Genomic DNA, 16,801 nt, shown 5'->3' with positions numbered 1-16,801 from the left:
GTAAAACGGTTTTACGTTTACCAACCTTCAGAAAAAGGCAACTCTGTCGAAAGGCAGGGACGCAAAGTTACAGGCCTGTCGTCAATTTCCTTGACCAGGGCGGCTGGACTGCCTAAGGCAATCCAATAGGCTTTAGGAGGTTGAATCTTATGCAGATACCGGCAAAACTCGATCAGGAATGGGTGATCCTGATAAAAGAAGCCAAAGCTGCCGGCTTGAGTGTCGAGGAAGTAAAATCCTTTCTGGAAAAACAACATGTGGAATCCTGATAGGAAAAAAGCCATCTTTCTAAGATTGGCTTTTTTTCCATTATCGAAGCGTATATAATAAAGATGATGTACTGAAACGCAGGTCTGCTTTATCCCATATATTTCAAACGCTTTTTGTTGTTCAATATAACAAACTTTTATTCGTTATATGTTATAATGCAACCATACAGGTAATGATAAAGGAGTCCGGCTATGACGATGATAGGAGATCGAGTGAAAAAGTACCGTAAAGAAAAAAACATTTCGTTAACCGAACTGGCTGAACAGGCCGGTGTCGCGAAATCTTACCTGAGTGCTATGGAACGAAATATCCAGACCAACCCCTCCGTGCAATTTCTTGAAAAAGTGTCCGTTGTACTGGATGTGCCGGTGGATGCTCTCTTGAAAGACGAAAGTGATCTTGAAGAGAAGGACCTGGATGATGAGTGGCTTTCGATTGTTCAGGAAGCCATGAATTCCGGAGTGACAAAAGAACAATTTAAAGAGTTTCTTGAATTCAATAAATGGCGGTCCAAAAACCAGTAAAAAGCGGATACCAAAGAGAGAGGAGCTGTATAAAAGGAACAGCTCTTTTTCTGTGACAAAGAGAATTCAACCCCGGGCAGGAGTGGAAGGCGGCTGCATTGATCGCCGGCACTGGAACAATCCATTCACGGAAAGCGCCCGCCTGCAGCGCATGCCCCAATATTAGTGAAACATTTTTTGGCTGTTACTAAACTCTTGATACGGCCTCTCTTTTTTGCAGCTGCCCGTTTGACTTTGTCCTACTTATGATCATTCTGGTTTTGGTCCGCCAGAAAAACCAGCACCTCTTCCGGGGAGAGCCCGATATTTTTTGCTTCATCGATCAAAGCCACCCATTCCTTGTCCAGATATTGCCCCTCTTCCTTATTGCCCATTTAAGCTCCCTCCATTTTTTTTCCGTTTCGCCCAATTATCATATTTGATATATTCCTGAAAATGCTTGAACTGTTCTTTGCTTACTCCTTCCCGGATCGCCTCCTGGACGAGAAGAATCCACTCTTCATCGAGCAGTTGTTCTTCGCTGTAGAGTTCAGTCATGGAATCTTCAATCAGTTCCTCCACCGAAATATCCATCACCGAGGCGATTTTTTTCAAAACTTCAATAGAGGGGTTCTGTTTTACGTCTCGTTCAATATAACTTAAATATGATTTGGAAATACCGGTACGGTTGGAAAGTTCGGACAGGGAGAGCCTTTTTTTCCTTCGGTATAATTTTAATTTTTGACCAAGCATAAGCCCTTCTCCCTTATTTCTTCGTTTTGTTCATTATATAAAACAAAAAGGAATTTTCAAAAATTGAAATTAGGAGAACGAAAGAGAAAATACGTTATATAGAACAGAATTTGTTCGATATATGGTTTAATTGGCATATTTTAAACCTTTTCAGCAGGATTTATTCGTTATATATTTTTGTTATATTCTATAAAACGAACAGAGAGGGTGTATCATGGTCAGGCTTCGGGGCGGTACGTATTACACTTATTTGTTTGGACATCTCGTGGTATTGTTTTATATGAAAAACAATCGCTGTCGATTGTATATTGACGGGACATACAGGGGGGAGGCGTCTTTTCATTACGTAAGGGCGGAAATACACAGACTGAAGCAGACTGGACGACCTCTGTATCTTTATTACCGTGGAGAAAACATCTGGAAGGAAGGGCGGAAAGGACTCTTTGTTCATGTAAGGGCGTAGGTACAGCTGCCTTCGTCGTTTGTTTCTTTTTCCATTGACAACAGAAAAGGTATTTTTAGACAATAGTGGAAGAGAAACTGTATTCGAAGGAGAGTCCACCTTGTTTCAGCGGCTGCTTGTTTTATCCCTGATTCTTATTGCCGTGTGCTTTATCGGCTATTACCTGCTTGATACCAGCCCGGGCTATACCATCGGAGCCCTTCCTGTGTAACAGAAAAACCGTGGGAATGTCCCACGGTTTTTTTACATTTTTTGAAGAGCTGTGTGAAGCTCCTTCATTTCATTTTCAATCAGCTCGAGTTCACGGATCGCGCCGGCTGCATTCCCCCCGACTGTCTCGAGCTTATCGAGGTCGCCCTGGATGCGGATATAATCCATTTTCAGATGCTGGATTTTTTCTTCGATTTCCTTTTTTTCCATCGTTTCAGCCTCCATTCGCTGTCGCTGACTGCAACATATCATATGGATCGAAGGGACTCAAATGATAAGATTTTTCAATACGTCTTGCAAAGTATCGCATCAGGCTTTATAATTTTTAATGAAAATGATTATCAATGTTATGACAGCTTGTTTTTACCGGGAAATCGAAAGGGGTATCAGACATGTCAAAACTGTCTACCGAACATATAGCAGTCGCCTATAACGATCACACGATCATTGATGATATGAATATTGAGGTTCCTGAAGGTGTCATAACCTCCATTATCGGTCCGAACGGATGCGGCAAATCGACACTCCTGAAAGCCATGTCGAGGATTATGAAGCCGTCCGGCGGCGCCGTCTATCTGAACGGCCGCAATATTCATGAAATGAAAACAAAGGACGTTGCCAAGGAAATGGCGATTCTTGCGCAGTCCCCTGATATTCCGCAGACCCTTACCGTGTCCCAGCTCGTCTCGTTCGGACGCTATCCGCACCGTCGCGGAGCCGGCAGAATGACAGCAGCGGACAAAGAAGCGGTGGAAAAGGCGATTGTCGATACCGGAATGATAGAATATAAAGACCGTACACTGGACGCGCTTTCGGGCGGCCAGCGCCAGAGAGCCTGGATAGCAATGGCACTCGCGCAGGAGACGGAAGTGATGCTGCTCGATGAACCGACGACATATCTTGATATGGCTCACCAGCTGGAAGTGCTGGAACTTCTCGAGTCGCTTAATAAACAGGAGGAACGGACCATCGTCATGGTGCTCCACGATTTGAATCATGCCGCCCGTTTTTCGGATCATCTTATTGCGATGAGAGACGGTGATGCCAAGCATATCGGACATCCGTCAGAAGTCATCAGCAAACCGGTGCTCCGAAAAGTATTCGGGATTGATGCCCATGTTGTCACTGATCCGCGCACCGGAAAACCCCTCTGCATGACCTACGACCTGGTGGACCGCCATCTGGAGTCCGTTCCGGATCAAGGAGCAGATTCGGCACTGGCCAGGGTCTGATCGTATGACGACGGCCCCGGCGGAAAAAACAGGTTCTAAAATCTATGACATTTTTTCTGTAAGAGAGAATGCGCCTGCTGCCTGTGAAGCGGCGTTTTCTGCATCCAAATGGCGGTCTCCGGAGGGAACAGCACCGTTTATGGAACGATACGGTGCGGCGGTTCATGCTCCCGATCCCGATATGACCGTGATGTTCTGGGCCAACCGGTACAGCCGTTTCTTTGCGTTCGTCCACTGGGCTCTGGCAGAAGGATATATGCTGAACGCTTCGCCGGAGGATGTCACCGTATTTTTAACGAAACGTCCGGAAGGCGGCGAACCGGTGTTTGAATTCACCTGCTCCTGGAATGAAAGCGGGCACTCCCTTGATGACAACATACGCCGGATGCGCCTCCTTTCCTTTTATCAGCAGCACGTCGTTCCGTTGTTTCAATCGGCGGCCGCCTACGCCGGTGTCCGCCCCCGTGAGTTGTGGGGACAGGTCGTTCATGCTGTGCCGTACTTTCTTGATCTCGCAAAAGTGACAGAGAGTCCGGATGTACAGCGCCGCCTGGATGAAGACTGGAACTTTCTCGTGGAGCATACGAAGCCCGGCGATTTTCAGGAAAAGAAGCACCCTTTTCAATATAAACGGCTTCCCGTGCCGAATCCGGCTGATGAGGAGAACCCGGTATACACAAAACCGACCTGCTGTCTTGCCTACAAACGATCATCTCAGTGCTGTTACCGCTGCCCCCGCATGAAACCTGGTGAAAGGGAACGCTTGTATCAGCAATATAAAGAAAATCAAAAATAAGGATGGAACCTTGGCAGTGTGCTGGTTCCATCCTTATTTTTTTGACGTCCGGCTCATCAGCCATAAAAAGAACGGTGCACCGATAACGGCAGCGACAAGGCCGGACGGGATTTCTTTCGGTGCCAGCAGCATGCGCCCGGTCATATCGGCAATGACAAGGAGCGAGGCCCCGAACAGCAGTGCCACAGGCAGAATGCGGCGGTGGTCATGTCCGACCATCAGACGGGCAAGGTGGGGCGCCACGAGGCCGATAAAACCGATCGTTCCGACGGCAGCAACCGCCATGGCCGCCGAGAATGTAGCAGTGACAGCGGTGATCCAGCGCACGGCCCCGGTCCGGACCCCGAGTCCCACCGCTGTCTGATCACCAAGAGAAAGGATATTGAGTTTATTTAACAGCATGACCGATATAGGTATTAATGTCAGCATCGGCCAGATCAGAAACTGCTGCAGTTCGCTGTATCCGGTCGCATACGTACTTCCGGACAGCCAGGTCAGGGCAGAGGCGGCGTTCATGTTCGAACGGGTAATAAGAATCTGGGTCAGCGCGCTTCCTGCAGCGGAAACGGCAATGCCGGTAAGGGCAAGTACCGCGGGTTCAAAATTGGTTTTCCACGAGAAAAACAGTACGATGGCAACGGTCAGAAACGCTCCGACTATCGCACCGGCAGGAAACCAGGCAGCCGACAGGCCTGTAAACACGAACATGACCATTAACACGCCCACTCCGGCACCGGATGTAATACCGATAATAGAAGGATCGGCAAGCGGGTTTCGGAGAATCCCCTGAAACAGAAGCCCGCTTAATGTGAGAAGAACGCCGGCCGCCATGGCGGCAAGAATTCGGCCGAGCCGCAGGTCAAAAATAATATAGCGCTGCCCGGATGCGTCGTTTTTCCACAAGGCATTCCACGTATCGATGAAAGCAAAGCCGTCACCGCCTCCGGCAAGGGCCGCAAAAAAGGAAAGCGCGAGCAGTCCTGCAGCACCGACGACGACAAACGGATAAGAAGCAGGAAAAAGGTTGCGGCCTGGTGAAAGGGTCTCTTTGGAACCCGCGCCGAACAGCGTCTGACGGTGTTTCAGGATGAGACGGACAAGCCAGGGGCCGCCGATCAGTGCTGTAATGGAGCCCACCGGCAGTTCGGATAACGACGAGTCAAGAAATCGTCCGAGAATATCGGCGCCGATCAGCAGATTTGCTCCCCATAACATCGACGCTGCAATCAGCGTCCCGTGCAGCTGATAGCCGGCGAGCCGGATAATATGCGGGGCAATGAGACCGATAAATGCGACAGGTCCGACGACACTGACAGGAAGCGCCGTCAGCCCGACGGCAGCAAAAAACATAAAGACCTGAATCAGGCGCACTTTTTCCCCCAGTGTCCGGGCCTGGTCCTCCCCGAGCAGGAGCAGATCCATTTTCCGGCTGAGCCAGATGATGACGAGAAACAAGACGGCCAGCCACGGAAGGGTAAAGGTAACACCGCTCCAGTCCTGCTGCACGAGCGTGCCGTTTCCCCACAGAAAAAGGCCGGATGTTTCGTATTCAAAAAATATCTGCAGTGTGGAGGTGAAGGAGGTGAACATCATTGTCAGTACCATGCCTGCAAGCGCCATGCGGACTGGAGTGGCCGTATGTCCGCCCGACATGACGAAGACGAGGACAGCCGCAAAAGCACCCCCGAGAAAAGCAAGCAGAAATCCGCTGTCTTCAAGCCAGGCTGCGCCTGACACCGTTCCAAGAATCACAAAAAAATACGCCCCGGAATGTACGCCAAGGGTACTCGGAGAGGCAAGAGGATTTCTCGTCAACGTCTGAAAAATCACGCCGGCAGCCGCCAGTGCTGCGCCGGCCAGAATGCCGATCGCAATTCTCGGCAGGTAGACAGACCGGACAATCTGGTGTTCAAGGGCACCGCCGGACTGGAACAGCGCTTCCCGGACTGTTTCTAGAAACACCTCTCCCGTACTTTGATATAAGTGCACAAAAATGAGCAAAAGCAAGAGAACTGCCCCTCCACCAAAAAGAGGGACAGCCTTGCCGTTACGTGTCAATCGGTTCATGATTTATTCTCCTGTCAGAGCCTGCACGGTTTCTTCGGCAAAAACTTCCGCAGCAAGCGGACCACCGAATGTCCAAGTATCACCGGGCAGGGCATAGATGCGGTCTTCTTCTACAAAATTAAGATTTTCCCAAACCGGATTCCCGTCCAGCTGATTTTCAAACACATTGTCATCTTTCTGAACGATATGCATAAAATGGGCGTCCTGATAAGGTTCGAGGTCTTCGACACTTGCCTGGGAGTATCCGTAGATTTCAAAATCAGAACCGTCATAGGCGTTGTTCAACCCGATCCTGTTCATGATCTGCATGACCATGGAGTTGTCGGTAAAGAGGCGCAGCGTCGCTGTTTCGTTGGAACTGAACGCCTGGGAAAGGAGAATCTCGGTACCGTCCATACCTGCTTCAGTTAACTCCGATTCAAGCTCACTGTAACTGTCTTCAAGATCGGAAAGAACCTGGTCTGCCTGGTCTTCTTTATCCACTGCTTTTGCAATTTCCTGGAATGTCGTCTGCATTTCTTCGTACTGATTGCCTTCGCCTTTTTCAGGATAAGGCTCGAACATCAATGTCGGCGCGATCTCATTTAACTCATCGCTGATGCCTTCATGTCTGGACTGCGCGGTAATAATGAGATCCGGTTCAAGCTGAGCGATTTTTTCCAGGCTCGGCTCCTGGCGGGTGCCGACATCGGTGACATTGTCTGAGAGCTCCGGTTCGATGTTCACCCAGCTGTTATACCCTTCAATATCGGCAACCCCTGTCGGCTGTACACCGAGGGCAAGCAGGTCTTCCGCGTAAACCCATTCCAGCACGACGATGTTTTCCGGAGTTCCTTCCAGTTCTTTTTCACCCGTCGCATCCGTAATCGTCACGGAGCTGCTTTCTCCGGTGTCTTCCTCTGTATTGTCAGAAGACTCTTCCTCTGCGCCGGAGCCTTCCTCCGGTGTTTCTTCTGCATTTTCTTGTCCGCCGCCGCAGGCAGCGAGAGCCAGCATGACAAAGGAGGCAAGAATCACTATATAAAAATACCTGCTCATTTTAAATACCCAACCCTTCAGCATTGATAAAGATTCTCAATTTCAAAGAAAATGATACTATGCAAAACCGTCTGGGTCAATAGAAAGTTCTACCGGAAACGGATAAGCAGTGACCCGGTAAAGATTTCTCCGAGGCAGGAATGACTGTATTTTGTTTGAATAGTATGAAAAAAGGGTACATCATTACTAAACGCTCCTGCGCAAAAGGGGCAGATGTCCAAGGAGGGATAGGCATGGTTGCAGAATTGACAGCTATTATCGGACTTTCTTTCGGGTTGATTTTCACAAGTGTTGTCATGGCTATAGTGATGTTGAAACAGGCCTCCGTCAAAGACAGATAGGAAAAAGAAGGTGGGACAAAAAAACAGGGGATATGTAAAAACCCGAACGAAAGTCTGCCAAGCTCCTTAAAGAAGCCGGTATCGTCCGGGTTTTTTTGTACGGCAGCAACCGGACGCCGGGATGCTGAAGGACAGCAGCAGTGAAGGGGAGCTGGAGGTGGACACTGGATGTCCGCACGGTGCCTTTAGTAACCACAAGGGATGTTCTTGAGGACACTATAACTCTTTCACGGACACTTAATGGGTCCAAGCCATCCACTTGAAACCGCTATTGCACGGTTTTAAAGCCATAGTATCCCCGGGACGGCGTTCTGAGGATACTATTTCTTTCTTTCAGCCTGCGGATGGACGCAGCTGATAGAACGGGTTCTTTTGGCCAATTGTATGTTGGGCAGGTTCATTTCATTTTGTCCCAATCTCTCACGTGTGTCTAAAGAGAAAGCTGCTGATCAATCACGAAAGAAAGGAGGGGAAGTTTGGTCTCTGATTTATTATGGATAGCAGCCGCTGTTCTGATTATTATCGGCATGGTCTATCTGGATAGAAAAAAACGAAGAAATAAAACCGGCGTACATCCCGGGGAATATACCGAGGAACAAAAAGAGGTGGAAAGGCAGGTGGAAAAAGAAAAATCCCGGAGGAATGGTCCACCGACAAGCGGTGGAACCGGTGGAGGGATGTGATTATTTACAAGGGTGAAAATGATTCGTTATGGAAGCAGCAGACGGAAGTAGATCAGAATAAATAAATAAAACAGCAGCAGGAGGATGGAGAAAATCATAATCCCCCACATATAAGGAAGCTTTACATATTTGGACTGTTTTTTGATCGTAACAGCCGATAAGCTGAAAGAGACAAATAGTGCTCCCAGCAGAAAGAAGACAACCCATTCGGCGGCCTGTTCCCACGGCAGGAAATAAATGAACGGCATGACCGCTAGAAGAATTGAGATCAGACCGAACGCATATAGGGAAGAACGGAAAAGGTAATGATCCATTTTGGACTCTTTCAGCTGGCGTCTCCGTTCCATCCGGCTCAGCGCTTCCATCGGATCCGCCGTTGCGCCCGTGAGCTCTCTCCATTTCCGTCGTAATGAATCGGGGTGTAGGTGTTGAATAAAAGATTTCAGCCGCATCGTATTCCTCTCCTGTACCAATCATCTTCCCGAAGTGTACCACACAGCACCGAAAAACCGAATCCATCCGAAATCCCAAATACAACTGGAAGAGTATAGAAAAAGAGATGCCCGGCGTACAAGGGCATCTCCTCTTTATTTTTTAAAATTTATTCAACTTCATATAGGACTGGATAAAGGATTTCCAGTTGCGGCGGCGTCCCCAGAAGTTGGCGATCATGTCCTGGAAGAGTTCATACTTCCCAGCGTTCGGGTACCAGATCATCTCGTTGTCTTCCGTGCCTTTATCCGCCAGCACGGATGTTTCAATGGAAAAACTGCGCATGCCTTCCCGTCCGTGGTATGTGCCGATGCCGCTGTTTTTCACTCCGCCGTAAGGGAGGTGGAAGTTTGCAACGCTGAGAAGGACTTCATTGATATTCATGTTACCGGTCTTTACTCGTCCGGTGAACCGTTCTGCCCGTACAATGTCGGTCGTGAACACACTGCCGCCGAGGCCGTATTCCGTATCGTTGGCAAGCGCTGCTGCTTCTTCTTCGGTATCAAAGGCCATGATCGGCATCACAGGTCCGAATGTTTCCCCGCTCACCAGTGCCATCGAAGGTTTCACATTGGTGAGAATCATCGGTTCGATGAAGAGGTTGCTGTCGTCCCAGTCGCCTGGTGCTCTGCCCGTTTCAAGTATCGCTCCCTGGTCCATGGCGTCCTGCACCTGTTCTTTGACATGTTCATACTGGCGCCGGGTTGTCATCGATCCGATGTCGGCGTCCGTGTCCTGTCCCTGGCGGAGTTTTGCCGCTTCCTGTTTCACATTGGAAAGAAACGAATCATAGATTCCGTTTTGGACAAACACGCGTTCAATGGAGAGACAGACCTGCCCGCTGTTATGAAAGGCGCCCCAGACAGCTGCCCTGGCTGCACGGTCAAGATTGGCATCTTCAAACACTGTCATGGCGTCATTGCCGCCGAGTTCAAGGATGGTCGGAGTCAGGTGTTGTGCTGCTTTCTCCTGTATTTTTCGTCCTGTCACGACGGAACCAGTGAAATGAATGAAATCAGGACCTCCGCTTGTCAAAGCTTCACCAAGATCCGCATCCCCCATGACAACCTGAAGGACGTTGTCGGGGAATAATGCAGCGAGACGACGCAGCAGTTCTCCGACCATCGGTGTGTCTTCAGAGGGTTTCAGAATTACACTGTTTCCAGCTGCCAGCGCTTCTGCGACAGGGGATACCGCCAGTTGGAAAGGGAAATTCCACGGCGAAATAATTAAGACGGCCCCCCTTGGTTTCCGGTTGATATAAGATGCTTTGCCGGCAAAATGAATCGGGGTTTTCACTTTTTCATTCGACAACAGGGCGGGCGCTTCTTTCTCGACATGCTTGATGGCATCGGCTGCTCCCATCACTTCTGTTGTCAAGGCGTCCGTTTTTGTTTTGCCGGTGGAAGCGGCAATGATCCCTGCAATCTCTTCCTGTAAATCAACCAGCACGTGCCGGAACCGTTTCAGATACGACAAGCGCTGCACGGTGGACAGATCCGCCCATGACGTTTGAGCCTTCCGGCTCCTCTCAAAGATGTGTTCGACTTCGGAAACGGGCGTTTCCTCGAACGTGCCGAGCGCGGTACCGTCCGCCGGTGCTTCTGCTTTTAATACCATAAGGGGATACTCCTTTCTGTTCGTATAGCGGTCATACATCCATCTACGTTCCTTTCCTGCCGCGATCTTAAACCTGTTTGTTCAGTCTTCCCCTTGTGTAAAGCGTCACAGAAGCATAAACTTGTCCTATAAGGGAGTGAACGATTGATGTTTGAACATACACAATTTATAGACGTACGTTCCCCGTCCGAGTTTGAAGAATATGCGCTTCCGGGAGCGGTGAATATTCCATTATTCAGTGATGACGAACGGGCGCATGTCGGCACTACATATAAACAACAGGGCAAAGAAGAAGCTATAAAGGAAGGTTTGAAAATAACCGGCCCGAAACTGCATGATCATTACGAAAAAATGAAAGAAGCCGAAGAAGCGGCAGGTGGGAAACAGCTTGTCGTGTACTGCTGGAGAGGTGGTATGAGAAGCCGTTCGTTTGTATCCACGATGCAGATGCTCGGTATTTCCTGTACCCGGCTTGAACAAGGTATCCGCTCCTGGCGGAAAAAGGTCATGGCAGCCCTTGAAGAAGAAAAACAGAGCTCCCGGGACTATATTGTGTTGACCGGGGGAACCGGCACGGCGAAAACAGAAATGCTGCGAAAGCTTCAGGAGGAAGGGTGGCCCGTGATTGATCTCGAAGGTCTCGCCAATCACCGCGGTTCTGCCTTTGGAAATATCGGCCTGAAGTGGAAAAGCCAGAAACAGTTTGAGTTTGATCTGTGGAAACGGCTGGAGGAACTGCAGGAGGCTTCCTACGTCATCATAGAAGGGGAGAGCAGGCGCATTGGAAACATCAATCTGCCGGACTTCATTATGGAAGGAAAAGCGGCCGGCACGCGCCTGAATGTTCAGCTTCCGATGAAGGAAAGAGTCCAGGTCATTATGGACACGTACGACCCGGCTTCCCATCATGAAGAAATCGCCGCGGCAGTGAGCCGAATCGAAAAGAACCTGCCGGAAGATGTCCGAAACCATCTTCACGAGGCTTTGTCCCGGAGCCGGTATGAAGAAGTCGTCGAGGATCTGTTGACGCATTATTATGACCCGCGTTATAAAAAAGCATTTGAGCAGTATGAAAAAGAAGCCGTCGTCATCAACGGGCCATCCACGGCACACAACATGGAGAAAATAAAAAGCTGTCTTCAGGAGTATACAGCAGCGTCCGCTGTATACGGATAAAAACGGGGCAGCCCCGGCTGGGCTGCCCCAATAATTTTTTAGTTAAGAATCGTTACTTCAAGGTTTCTGCGGCCGAAGTCGTAGGCTGCGCTCTTGCTCGGCATATGAACGTCAATCTTGTTGCCGTGGATGGAGCCGCCGGTGTCGGCTGCAGTGTAGGTGCCGTATCCTTCAATGTGGACTTTGGATCCGAGCGGGATGACATTTGGATCAACGGCAATAACTTTGGCATCTGGATTTGCATTCAGGTTAACACCGGTTGAGGTGACGCCGGAACATCCGGCACAGTCAGCCGTGTACGCGGTTGCGCTGACCTGGATGGTGCGTCCTTCCTGCTCAGAGCTGGTTGATTCAGCCGCTACCGATTCGTTGTGCTCCTCAGATGTTTCTGCTTCCTGCTGCTCCTGGGCCTGCTTCTGCTCGGCTCCGCGTACTTCAGCTGTGAGAGCACCAAACGTCTGCGGACCGGCAAGACCGTCTACGAGAATGTTCTCTGACTGCTGAAAGGAAACGACGGCATCATGAACGTCACCATTGAAGTGACCGTCCACTTCCCCATCAAAAAATCCGAGGGAAGCAAGGTTTTCCTGAAGGTATTCTACGGATTCTCCTTCATCTCCTTCGGACAGAATTTCAAGAGAACCTACTGTAACGGGCCCTGCGATGCCGTCTTCATTCAAATCGTGTTTATCCTGATAGTCTTTGAGAGCAGAAGCTGTCGCCTCATCATATGTTCCGTTCACGTTATCGGCATCCAGAAACCCGCGTTCTTCGAGCAGGCTCTGCAGTTCTTCCACCTGGCTGCCCGAATCGCCTTTTGTTAAGTCCGTATCCGCCGTGTCATGGGCGGCTGCCGCGGCCGGTCCCGCACCCATGGCAATGCCGGCTGCCAAAGCAGGGATACCGATGATTTTCCATGTATGGTTGAGTGGTTTTATATTCAAAATATATAAACCTCCTTTTCGTTGAAGATAGTATTTTTTCGCTTCAACGATTCACATCGTATCAAGCACAACGATGGGAAATCAATGGAAATCACGGGTTTTAAACAAAATGAAATATGAATGTAAACGGGGAAATCTTTCTATAATCCGGCTGTTTGATTTTAATATGGATGAAATAGAAATGAAAAAGAGGAAATACCTCTATGACAGGGTTTGAAGGAGATGGAGAACATTGCTGAAGATGATACATAAACGTCGGTATGTGTTGTATACCGTCATGCTTTGTCTGTATTTGATGCATATATTCATAGACAACGGAGTCCTTATATATGTGGCAGGGAGTCTGGCGGTGCCTGTTTTTATTCTTTCCTTTGCTGCTGCCACCAGACTGTTCCGCATTCTCGGTCTCGTATTTACAGGGGCCGGGATGCTTTTATTTTTATTCAGTGGTATGCCGGCAGCCGAAATTCCGGTATTTTTCACGGCTAACATGCAGCTGCTTTCGTTTCTTGCCGTACTGCCATGGATCAGCAGTGTCGTAAAGGCAGGACGGTTTGACCGTCGCCTGAACGAGATGCTCCGGGCCAATGCAGAAGATCTTGGCAGCCTGTATACGCGGAGCCTTGTAACCACCTACATTCTTGTATGTTTTTTAAACTTATCCGCCCTGCCATTATCACAGCACGTGCTTCTGGAGAATCTCGGAAAGATGAAAAAGCGGGTGCAGGAATCGTTTATCAGCCGGACGACGCTGCGTGCCTTCACGCTGGCACTGGCATGGAGTCCGATGGAAATAATGGTGGCGATCACGGTCGACACAACCGGTGTCGGCTATCTCGCGTATCTGCCCTGGCTTCTGCTCTGTTCTTTTCTGGTGCTTTTGGTGGATGGATGGAGAGGGAAACGTGTTTTTCAGTCAACAGTATATGAACCGGCCGGGGGAGGGACAGCCCGCCCTTTACATCCAGGCCGTCTTGTTTCACAGATTATGCAGCTTTTTGCAGCGCTGGCTCTGTTTCTGACGGTTGTCATCACGATCGGCAACTGGAGCGGACTGAATTTTATTCTGACCGTCACGCTTGTCATTATTCCGTTTTCGTTCATCTGGGCGGCTGTCATCGGGCGTTTCCAGACGTTTCGCAAAATCGGCTGGCCGGTATGGAAAAGGAGAACGAACGGGATGCAGAATTTCGTCGTGCTGTTTTTGTCGCTGGGTTTCTTTTCGAGCAGCTTAAACGAAACACCTTTTCTCGACATGATCCGGGCCCCGTTCATGGCGGTTTCGGAGTATCCGGTGGTCATTCTTCTGTTCATCCAGTTCACGTATCTTGCGATGTCGATGATCGGGGTTCACCCCATTGCCACTGTCGGAGTGTTGATTGAGGTGCTTCCGCCGCTGTTTGATGTCATCAATCCGATGAGTATCGGCATGGTACTTGTGACAGGCGCTCTTGCAACGGGAGCGGTCGGTACCTATGGCATAACGGTGACCATGACCGCACAGAATACACGGCAGAATCCTTATCGAGTCACCGCCCGTAACATGCCGTTTGCCCTGCTGTACGGCGGAACCGGTACCCTGATTGGCTGGCTCCTGCTGTAAGAGGGAAGTCCGGCCGATCTTATTCTTTAAACCCATACACGACAAACTGTTTCAGATCGCCGAAGACACCTATGTCTATAAGAATAACGATCAATACAAGCAGAACAGGTCCGAGGAGAAGACCGACGGCGCCGAACATCTGAAGGCCCGCAAAAAGCGACACGAGAACGGCGATTGGATTCAGATTCATGCTGGAGGAGAGCACTTTCGGCTCAATCGTCTGCCGGACGACCATGGTGATCGCGTATAATACCGTCAGTCCGATACTTAGGCCGATATTTCCGGTAATAAGCAGATACAGGGCCCAAGGCAGCAGAATAGTGCCCGTCCCAAGATAAGGAAGAAACTCGGCAATTCCGACGATGACTGCAAGCAGAATCTTGCCGTTCACCTGGAGCAGAGAGAGCCCGATGAAAACGATAATCCCTGTGATAAGCATCAATATCAACTGGGCTTGGATGTAGCCGAATACCCTGGCACGAAGCGCATGATAGAAGGAATGCAGCCTTGAGAGAACGGGGGATGGAACATAGTTGCGCGCTGATTGCGTGAATTTTTCCCAGTCTTTACCGATAAAGTAGATGGCCAAAAGGACAAACAGAAAGGCGACAAAAAAGGTGGGGACGTTTAAGACAATCTGTGTCAGACCATCAGCGAGGCGCTGGGCATATTGTCCAAGTGCTGTGCCGAGCTGGGAGCCGATTTCAGACATGCCATCGTTAATGGACAATCCCTGCCCGCCGCTCAGCGTGTCGGCTGCGCCCCGGATTTCCTGTAAAGCCGGAAGTATGGTCTCATTAATAAAACGCTGCAGATTGGTGAATGCCTGTTCCATCCAATTCGGGGCATTGTCGGCAAAACGCTGGATCGCATCGATCACAAGAAACGTGATCCCCGTAATAATACCGCCGGCCACGGAGAGACCGAAAATCAGTGCGGACAACGCCGCGATCCCACGCGGGAAACGGGCTTTATGGTGAAGGAAGGATGACAGCGGTTTGAGCATCCAGGTAAAAAAGGCTGCCAGCCAAAAAGGATAGGTTAATTTAAAAACAACAGCAATAAGCCAGAGAAGAGCTGCCACAGCAGCTATGGTTAACAGGAGTCGAACGATCATCCATGCGGTATCTTTTTTCACACGTATCCTCCTTGCCGGTTGAAACATCTGTTTACTTCTATTTTACGTTTTCATTCCCTTTTTTACCAGTGTCGAAAAACGTGAACAAAACCATCCTTGCGTGAAAAACGGGTTTAATTACGAATGAATGGGAAATAGAATATAGAACACAAGAATTCTGACACATGAGGAAGGAGAAACAATAATGGAAATACGAGATAAAGTTTGGGTGGTCACAGGAGCTGCCTCCGGCATGGGAGGAGCCTGCGCCCGCATGATCACCGATAATGAAGGAAAAGTTGTCATCGCTGATATCAATGTTAAAAAAGGCAGAAAAACAGCGGAGCAGCTAGGGGAGAATGCAATATTTCTGAAAACGGACGTGACATCGGAAGAGGACGCTTCCCGAACAGTGGCGGATGCGCTGGAGCATTTCGGCAAACTCGACGGTCTGATAAACTGTGCGGCGCTCGGTGTGGCGGAAAAAATTCTGAACAAACGAAGCACGCATTCACTCGAACATTTTTCCAGAGTTGTTCAGATTAATCTGGTGGGGACGTTTAACATGCTGAAACAAACGGCGGATCAGCTCCGCACCAATGAACCGGACCAGAACGGCGAACGCGGGGTTATTATTAATACGTCCTCTATAGCAGGGATGGAAGGACAGGTGGGCCAGGCGGCCTACAGTGCATCGAAAGCGGGGATCCAAGGCCTGACACTGCCGGCAGCGCGTGAGCTGTCAAGGTACGGCATCCGTGTGATGACCATCGCCCCCGGTCTGTTCGAAACGCCGTTGTATGAATCGCTGCCCGAAAGCGCCAAGGACACACTGGGCGCGATGACCCCGTTTCCGCAGCGGCTCGGGCAGCCTGTGGAATATGCATCCCTGGCAAAGCAGATCATCGAGAATTCGATGCTGAACGGCGAGACGATCCGGCTCGACGGGGCCCTGCGGATGCCGCACAATCAATAACCAGGGAGCGGTCAGGACAGCCGGTCGAGGCGCTGGAGCATCTCCCCGATGCCTCGGCATCCCTCGAGCGGTTTCTGCCATTCAAACCGTTCGGGGCGGGGGATGACGTTAAGCAGAACCTTTTCATGTTTCTTCCCTGTTAAAAGAACAATGGAATCAGTCAGATGCAGGTTTTTATCCTGCCACTGCCGGGTTAGTGTTTCATCAGGGATGACCTGTTCTTTTGGAAAATGGAACCCGGTATCGTAGTTTTCCGGAACGACATCGTAAGGCAGCAGAAAGCCGTGGCGGGCGGAAAGGATGACCCAGGCACAGTTGTCGGATTCGGCATACTTCCGGCATTTTTTGTGAAGGGTGCCGATATAGGCATCTTTGGCATAGACAGGCCCGGTGCCGGGAAAGGTGTCCCATATTTTCTTTTTTCCGCATGGAATGATACACAGTTGTTTCATCCAGGTGTTCCTCCTTCTTTAGATGCTATTATGATACAATATGGAACGAAAAGAACGAAAACAGG

Annotated in this window: 18 protein-coding genes and 1 riboswitch; of the genes, 8 read left to right on the top strand and 10 right to left on the bottom strand. The window is 49.7% G+C overall.

The features are described from left to right. Positions 1-26: 26 nt before the first annotated feature. Positions 27-116: riboswitch (cyclic di-GMP riboswitch) on the top strand. Between the two features lie 33 nt (positions 117-149). Next, on the top strand, positions 150-269 hold the full coding sequence (locus ACW9JV_RS12500; RefSeq protein ID WP_457334933.1) for an anti-repressor SinI family protein: 120 nt from the start codon (positions 150-152) through the stop codon (positions 267-269). A gap of 198 nt (positions 270-467) precedes the next feature. Continuing rightward, positions 468-794 (top strand): helix-turn-helix domain-containing protein, encoded by a 327-nt coding sequence (locus tag ACW9JV_RS12495; protein WP_457336046.1) that lies wholly within the window; start codon positions 468-470, stop codon positions 792-794. A gap of 239 nt (positions 795-1,033) precedes the next feature. Here the strand turns inward: ACW9JV_RS12495 and ACW9JV_RS12490 are convergent, their stop codons facing one another. The 3 genes from ACW9JV_RS12490 to ACW9JV_RS12480 form a co-directional block, all read right to left on the bottom strand. Continuing rightward, complete coding sequence (locus tag ACW9JV_RS12490; RefSeq protein WP_457334931.1) at positions 1,034-1,168, bottom strand: anti-repressor SinI family protein; 135 nt, start codon at positions 1,166-1,168, stop codon at positions 1,034-1,036. Continuing rightward, the gene (locus tag ACW9JV_RS12485) at positions 1,158-1,526 is read right to left on the bottom strand and encodes a helix-turn-helix domain-containing protein (protein WP_457334929.1); all 369 of its coding nucleotides are present in this window, start codon (positions 1,524-1,526) and stop codon (positions 1,158-1,160) included. The genes ACW9JV_RS12490 and ACW9JV_RS12485 overlap by 11 nt, the downstream gene beginning before the upstream one ends. Before the next feature lie 706 nt (positions 1,527-2,232). After that, the gene (locus tag ACW9JV_RS12480) at positions 2,233-2,409 is read right to left on the bottom strand and encodes an SE1832 family protein (RefSeq protein ID WP_457334927.1); all 177 of its coding nucleotides are present in this window, start codon (positions 2,407-2,409) and stop codon (positions 2,233-2,235) included. A 182-nt stretch (positions 2,410-2,591) separates the two neighbouring features. Between ACW9JV_RS12480 and ACW9JV_RS12475 the strand changes: the two genes are divergently transcribed. Further along, entirely contained in the window at positions 2,592-3,431 is an 840-nt protein-coding gene (locus ACW9JV_RS12475; protein WP_457334925.1) for an ABC transporter ATP-binding protein, read from the top strand. 4 nt (positions 3,432-3,435) lie between these two features. Continuing rightward, positions 3,436-4,227: a hypothetical protein gene (locus tag ACW9JV_RS12470; RefSeq protein ID WP_457334923.1), complete on the top strand. Its 792-nt coding sequence runs from the start codon at positions 3,436-3,438 to the stop codon at positions 4,225-4,227. Between the two features lie 33 nt (positions 4,228-4,260). On the opposite strand, the gene ACW9JV_RS12465 is transcribed toward ACW9JV_RS12470, so the two are convergent. Together ACW9JV_RS12465 and ACW9JV_RS12460 are read right to left on the bottom strand one after the other, a co-directional pair. Further along, positions 4,261-6,294: an iron ABC transporter permease gene (locus ACW9JV_RS12465; protein WP_457334921.1), complete on the bottom strand. Its 2,034-nt coding sequence runs from the start codon at positions 6,292-6,294 to the stop codon at positions 4,261-4,263. A 3-nt stretch (positions 6,295-6,297) separates the two neighbouring features. Next, positions 6,298-7,332, bottom strand: coding sequence for an ABC transporter substrate-binding protein (locus ACW9JV_RS12460; RefSeq protein WP_457334919.1), 1,035 nt, complete (start codon positions 7,330-7,332; stop codon positions 6,298-6,300). 817 nt (positions 7,333-8,149) lie between these two features. Between ACW9JV_RS12460 and ACW9JV_RS12455 the strand changes: the two genes are divergently transcribed. Continuing rightward, positions 8,150-8,356, top strand: a complete 207-nt coding sequence (locus tag ACW9JV_RS12455) for a hypothetical protein (RefSeq protein ID WP_457334918.1) — start codon at positions 8,150-8,152, stop codon at positions 8,354-8,356. 26 nt (positions 8,357-8,382) lie between these two features. Here ACW9JV_RS12455 and ACW9JV_RS12450 read toward each other — a convergent pair whose 3' ends face one another. Together ACW9JV_RS12450 and ACW9JV_RS12445 are read right to left on the bottom strand one after the other, a co-directional pair. Then, positions 8,383-8,808, bottom strand: a complete 426-nt coding sequence (locus ACW9JV_RS12450; RefSeq protein WP_457334916.1) for a hypothetical protein — start codon at positions 8,806-8,808, stop codon at positions 8,383-8,385. Positions 8,809-8,950: 142 nt separating this feature from the next. Beyond that, positions 8,951-10,468: an aldehyde dehydrogenase family protein gene (locus ACW9JV_RS12445; RefSeq protein WP_457334914.1), complete on the bottom strand. Its 1,518-nt coding sequence runs from the start codon at positions 10,466-10,468 to the stop codon at positions 8,951-8,953. Between the two features lie 147 nt (positions 10,469-10,615). Between ACW9JV_RS12445 and mnmH the strand changes: the two genes are divergently transcribed. Beyond that, positions 10,616-11,644, top strand: a complete 1,029-nt coding sequence (gene mnmH, locus ACW9JV_RS12440) for a tRNA 2-selenouridine(34) synthase MnmH (protein ID WP_457334912.1) — start codon at positions 10,616-10,618, stop codon at positions 11,642-11,644. Positions 11,645-11,682: 38 nt separating this feature from the next. Here the strand turns inward: mnmH and ACW9JV_RS12435 are convergent, their stop codons facing one another. Continuing rightward, positions 11,683-12,588: a peptidoglycan-binding domain-containing protein gene (locus ACW9JV_RS12435; RefSeq protein WP_457334910.1), complete on the bottom strand. Its 906-nt coding sequence runs from the start codon at positions 12,586-12,588 to the stop codon at positions 11,683-11,685. A 241-nt stretch (positions 12,589-12,829) separates the two neighbouring features. Here ACW9JV_RS12435 and ACW9JV_RS12430 point away from each other — a divergent pair, with 241 nt between their 5' ends. Then, the gene (locus ACW9JV_RS12430; protein WP_457336044.1) at positions 12,830-14,191 is read left to right on the top strand and encodes a hypothetical protein; all 1,362 of its coding nucleotides are present in this window, start codon (positions 12,830-12,832) and stop codon (positions 14,189-14,191) included. A gap of 19 nt (positions 14,192-14,210) precedes the next feature. On the opposite strand, the gene ytvI is transcribed toward ACW9JV_RS12430, so the two are convergent. Further along, on the bottom strand, positions 14,211-15,329 hold the full coding sequence (gene ytvI, locus ACW9JV_RS12425) for a sporulation integral membrane protein YtvI (protein ID WP_457334908.1): 1,119 nt from the start codon (positions 15,327-15,329) through the stop codon (positions 14,211-14,213). Positions 15,330-15,513: 184 nt separating this feature from the next. On the opposite strand from ytvI, the gene ACW9JV_RS12420 reads away from it, so the two are divergent. After that, positions 15,514-16,284: an SDR family NAD(P)-dependent oxidoreductase gene (locus tag ACW9JV_RS12420; protein ID WP_457334906.1), complete on the top strand. Its 771-nt coding sequence runs from the start codon at positions 15,514-15,516 to the stop codon at positions 16,282-16,284. Between the two features lie 11 nt (positions 16,285-16,295). Here ACW9JV_RS12420 and ACW9JV_RS12415 read toward each other — a convergent pair whose 3' ends face one another. Next, positions 16,296-16,736 carry a DUF6884 domain-containing protein gene (locus ACW9JV_RS12415; RefSeq protein ID WP_457334904.1) on the bottom strand — a complete coding sequence of 147 codons (441 nt, stop codon included), beginning with the start codon at positions 16,734-16,736 and terminating at the stop codon, positions 16,296-16,298. Positions 16,737-16,801 lie beyond the last annotated feature (65 nt).

It is taken from the genome of Salibacterium sp. K-3 (genome assembly GCF_054052005.1).
The sequence above is the reverse complement of the archived record's forward strand: the minus strand, read 5'-3'. Positions and strand labels throughout refer to the sequence as shown.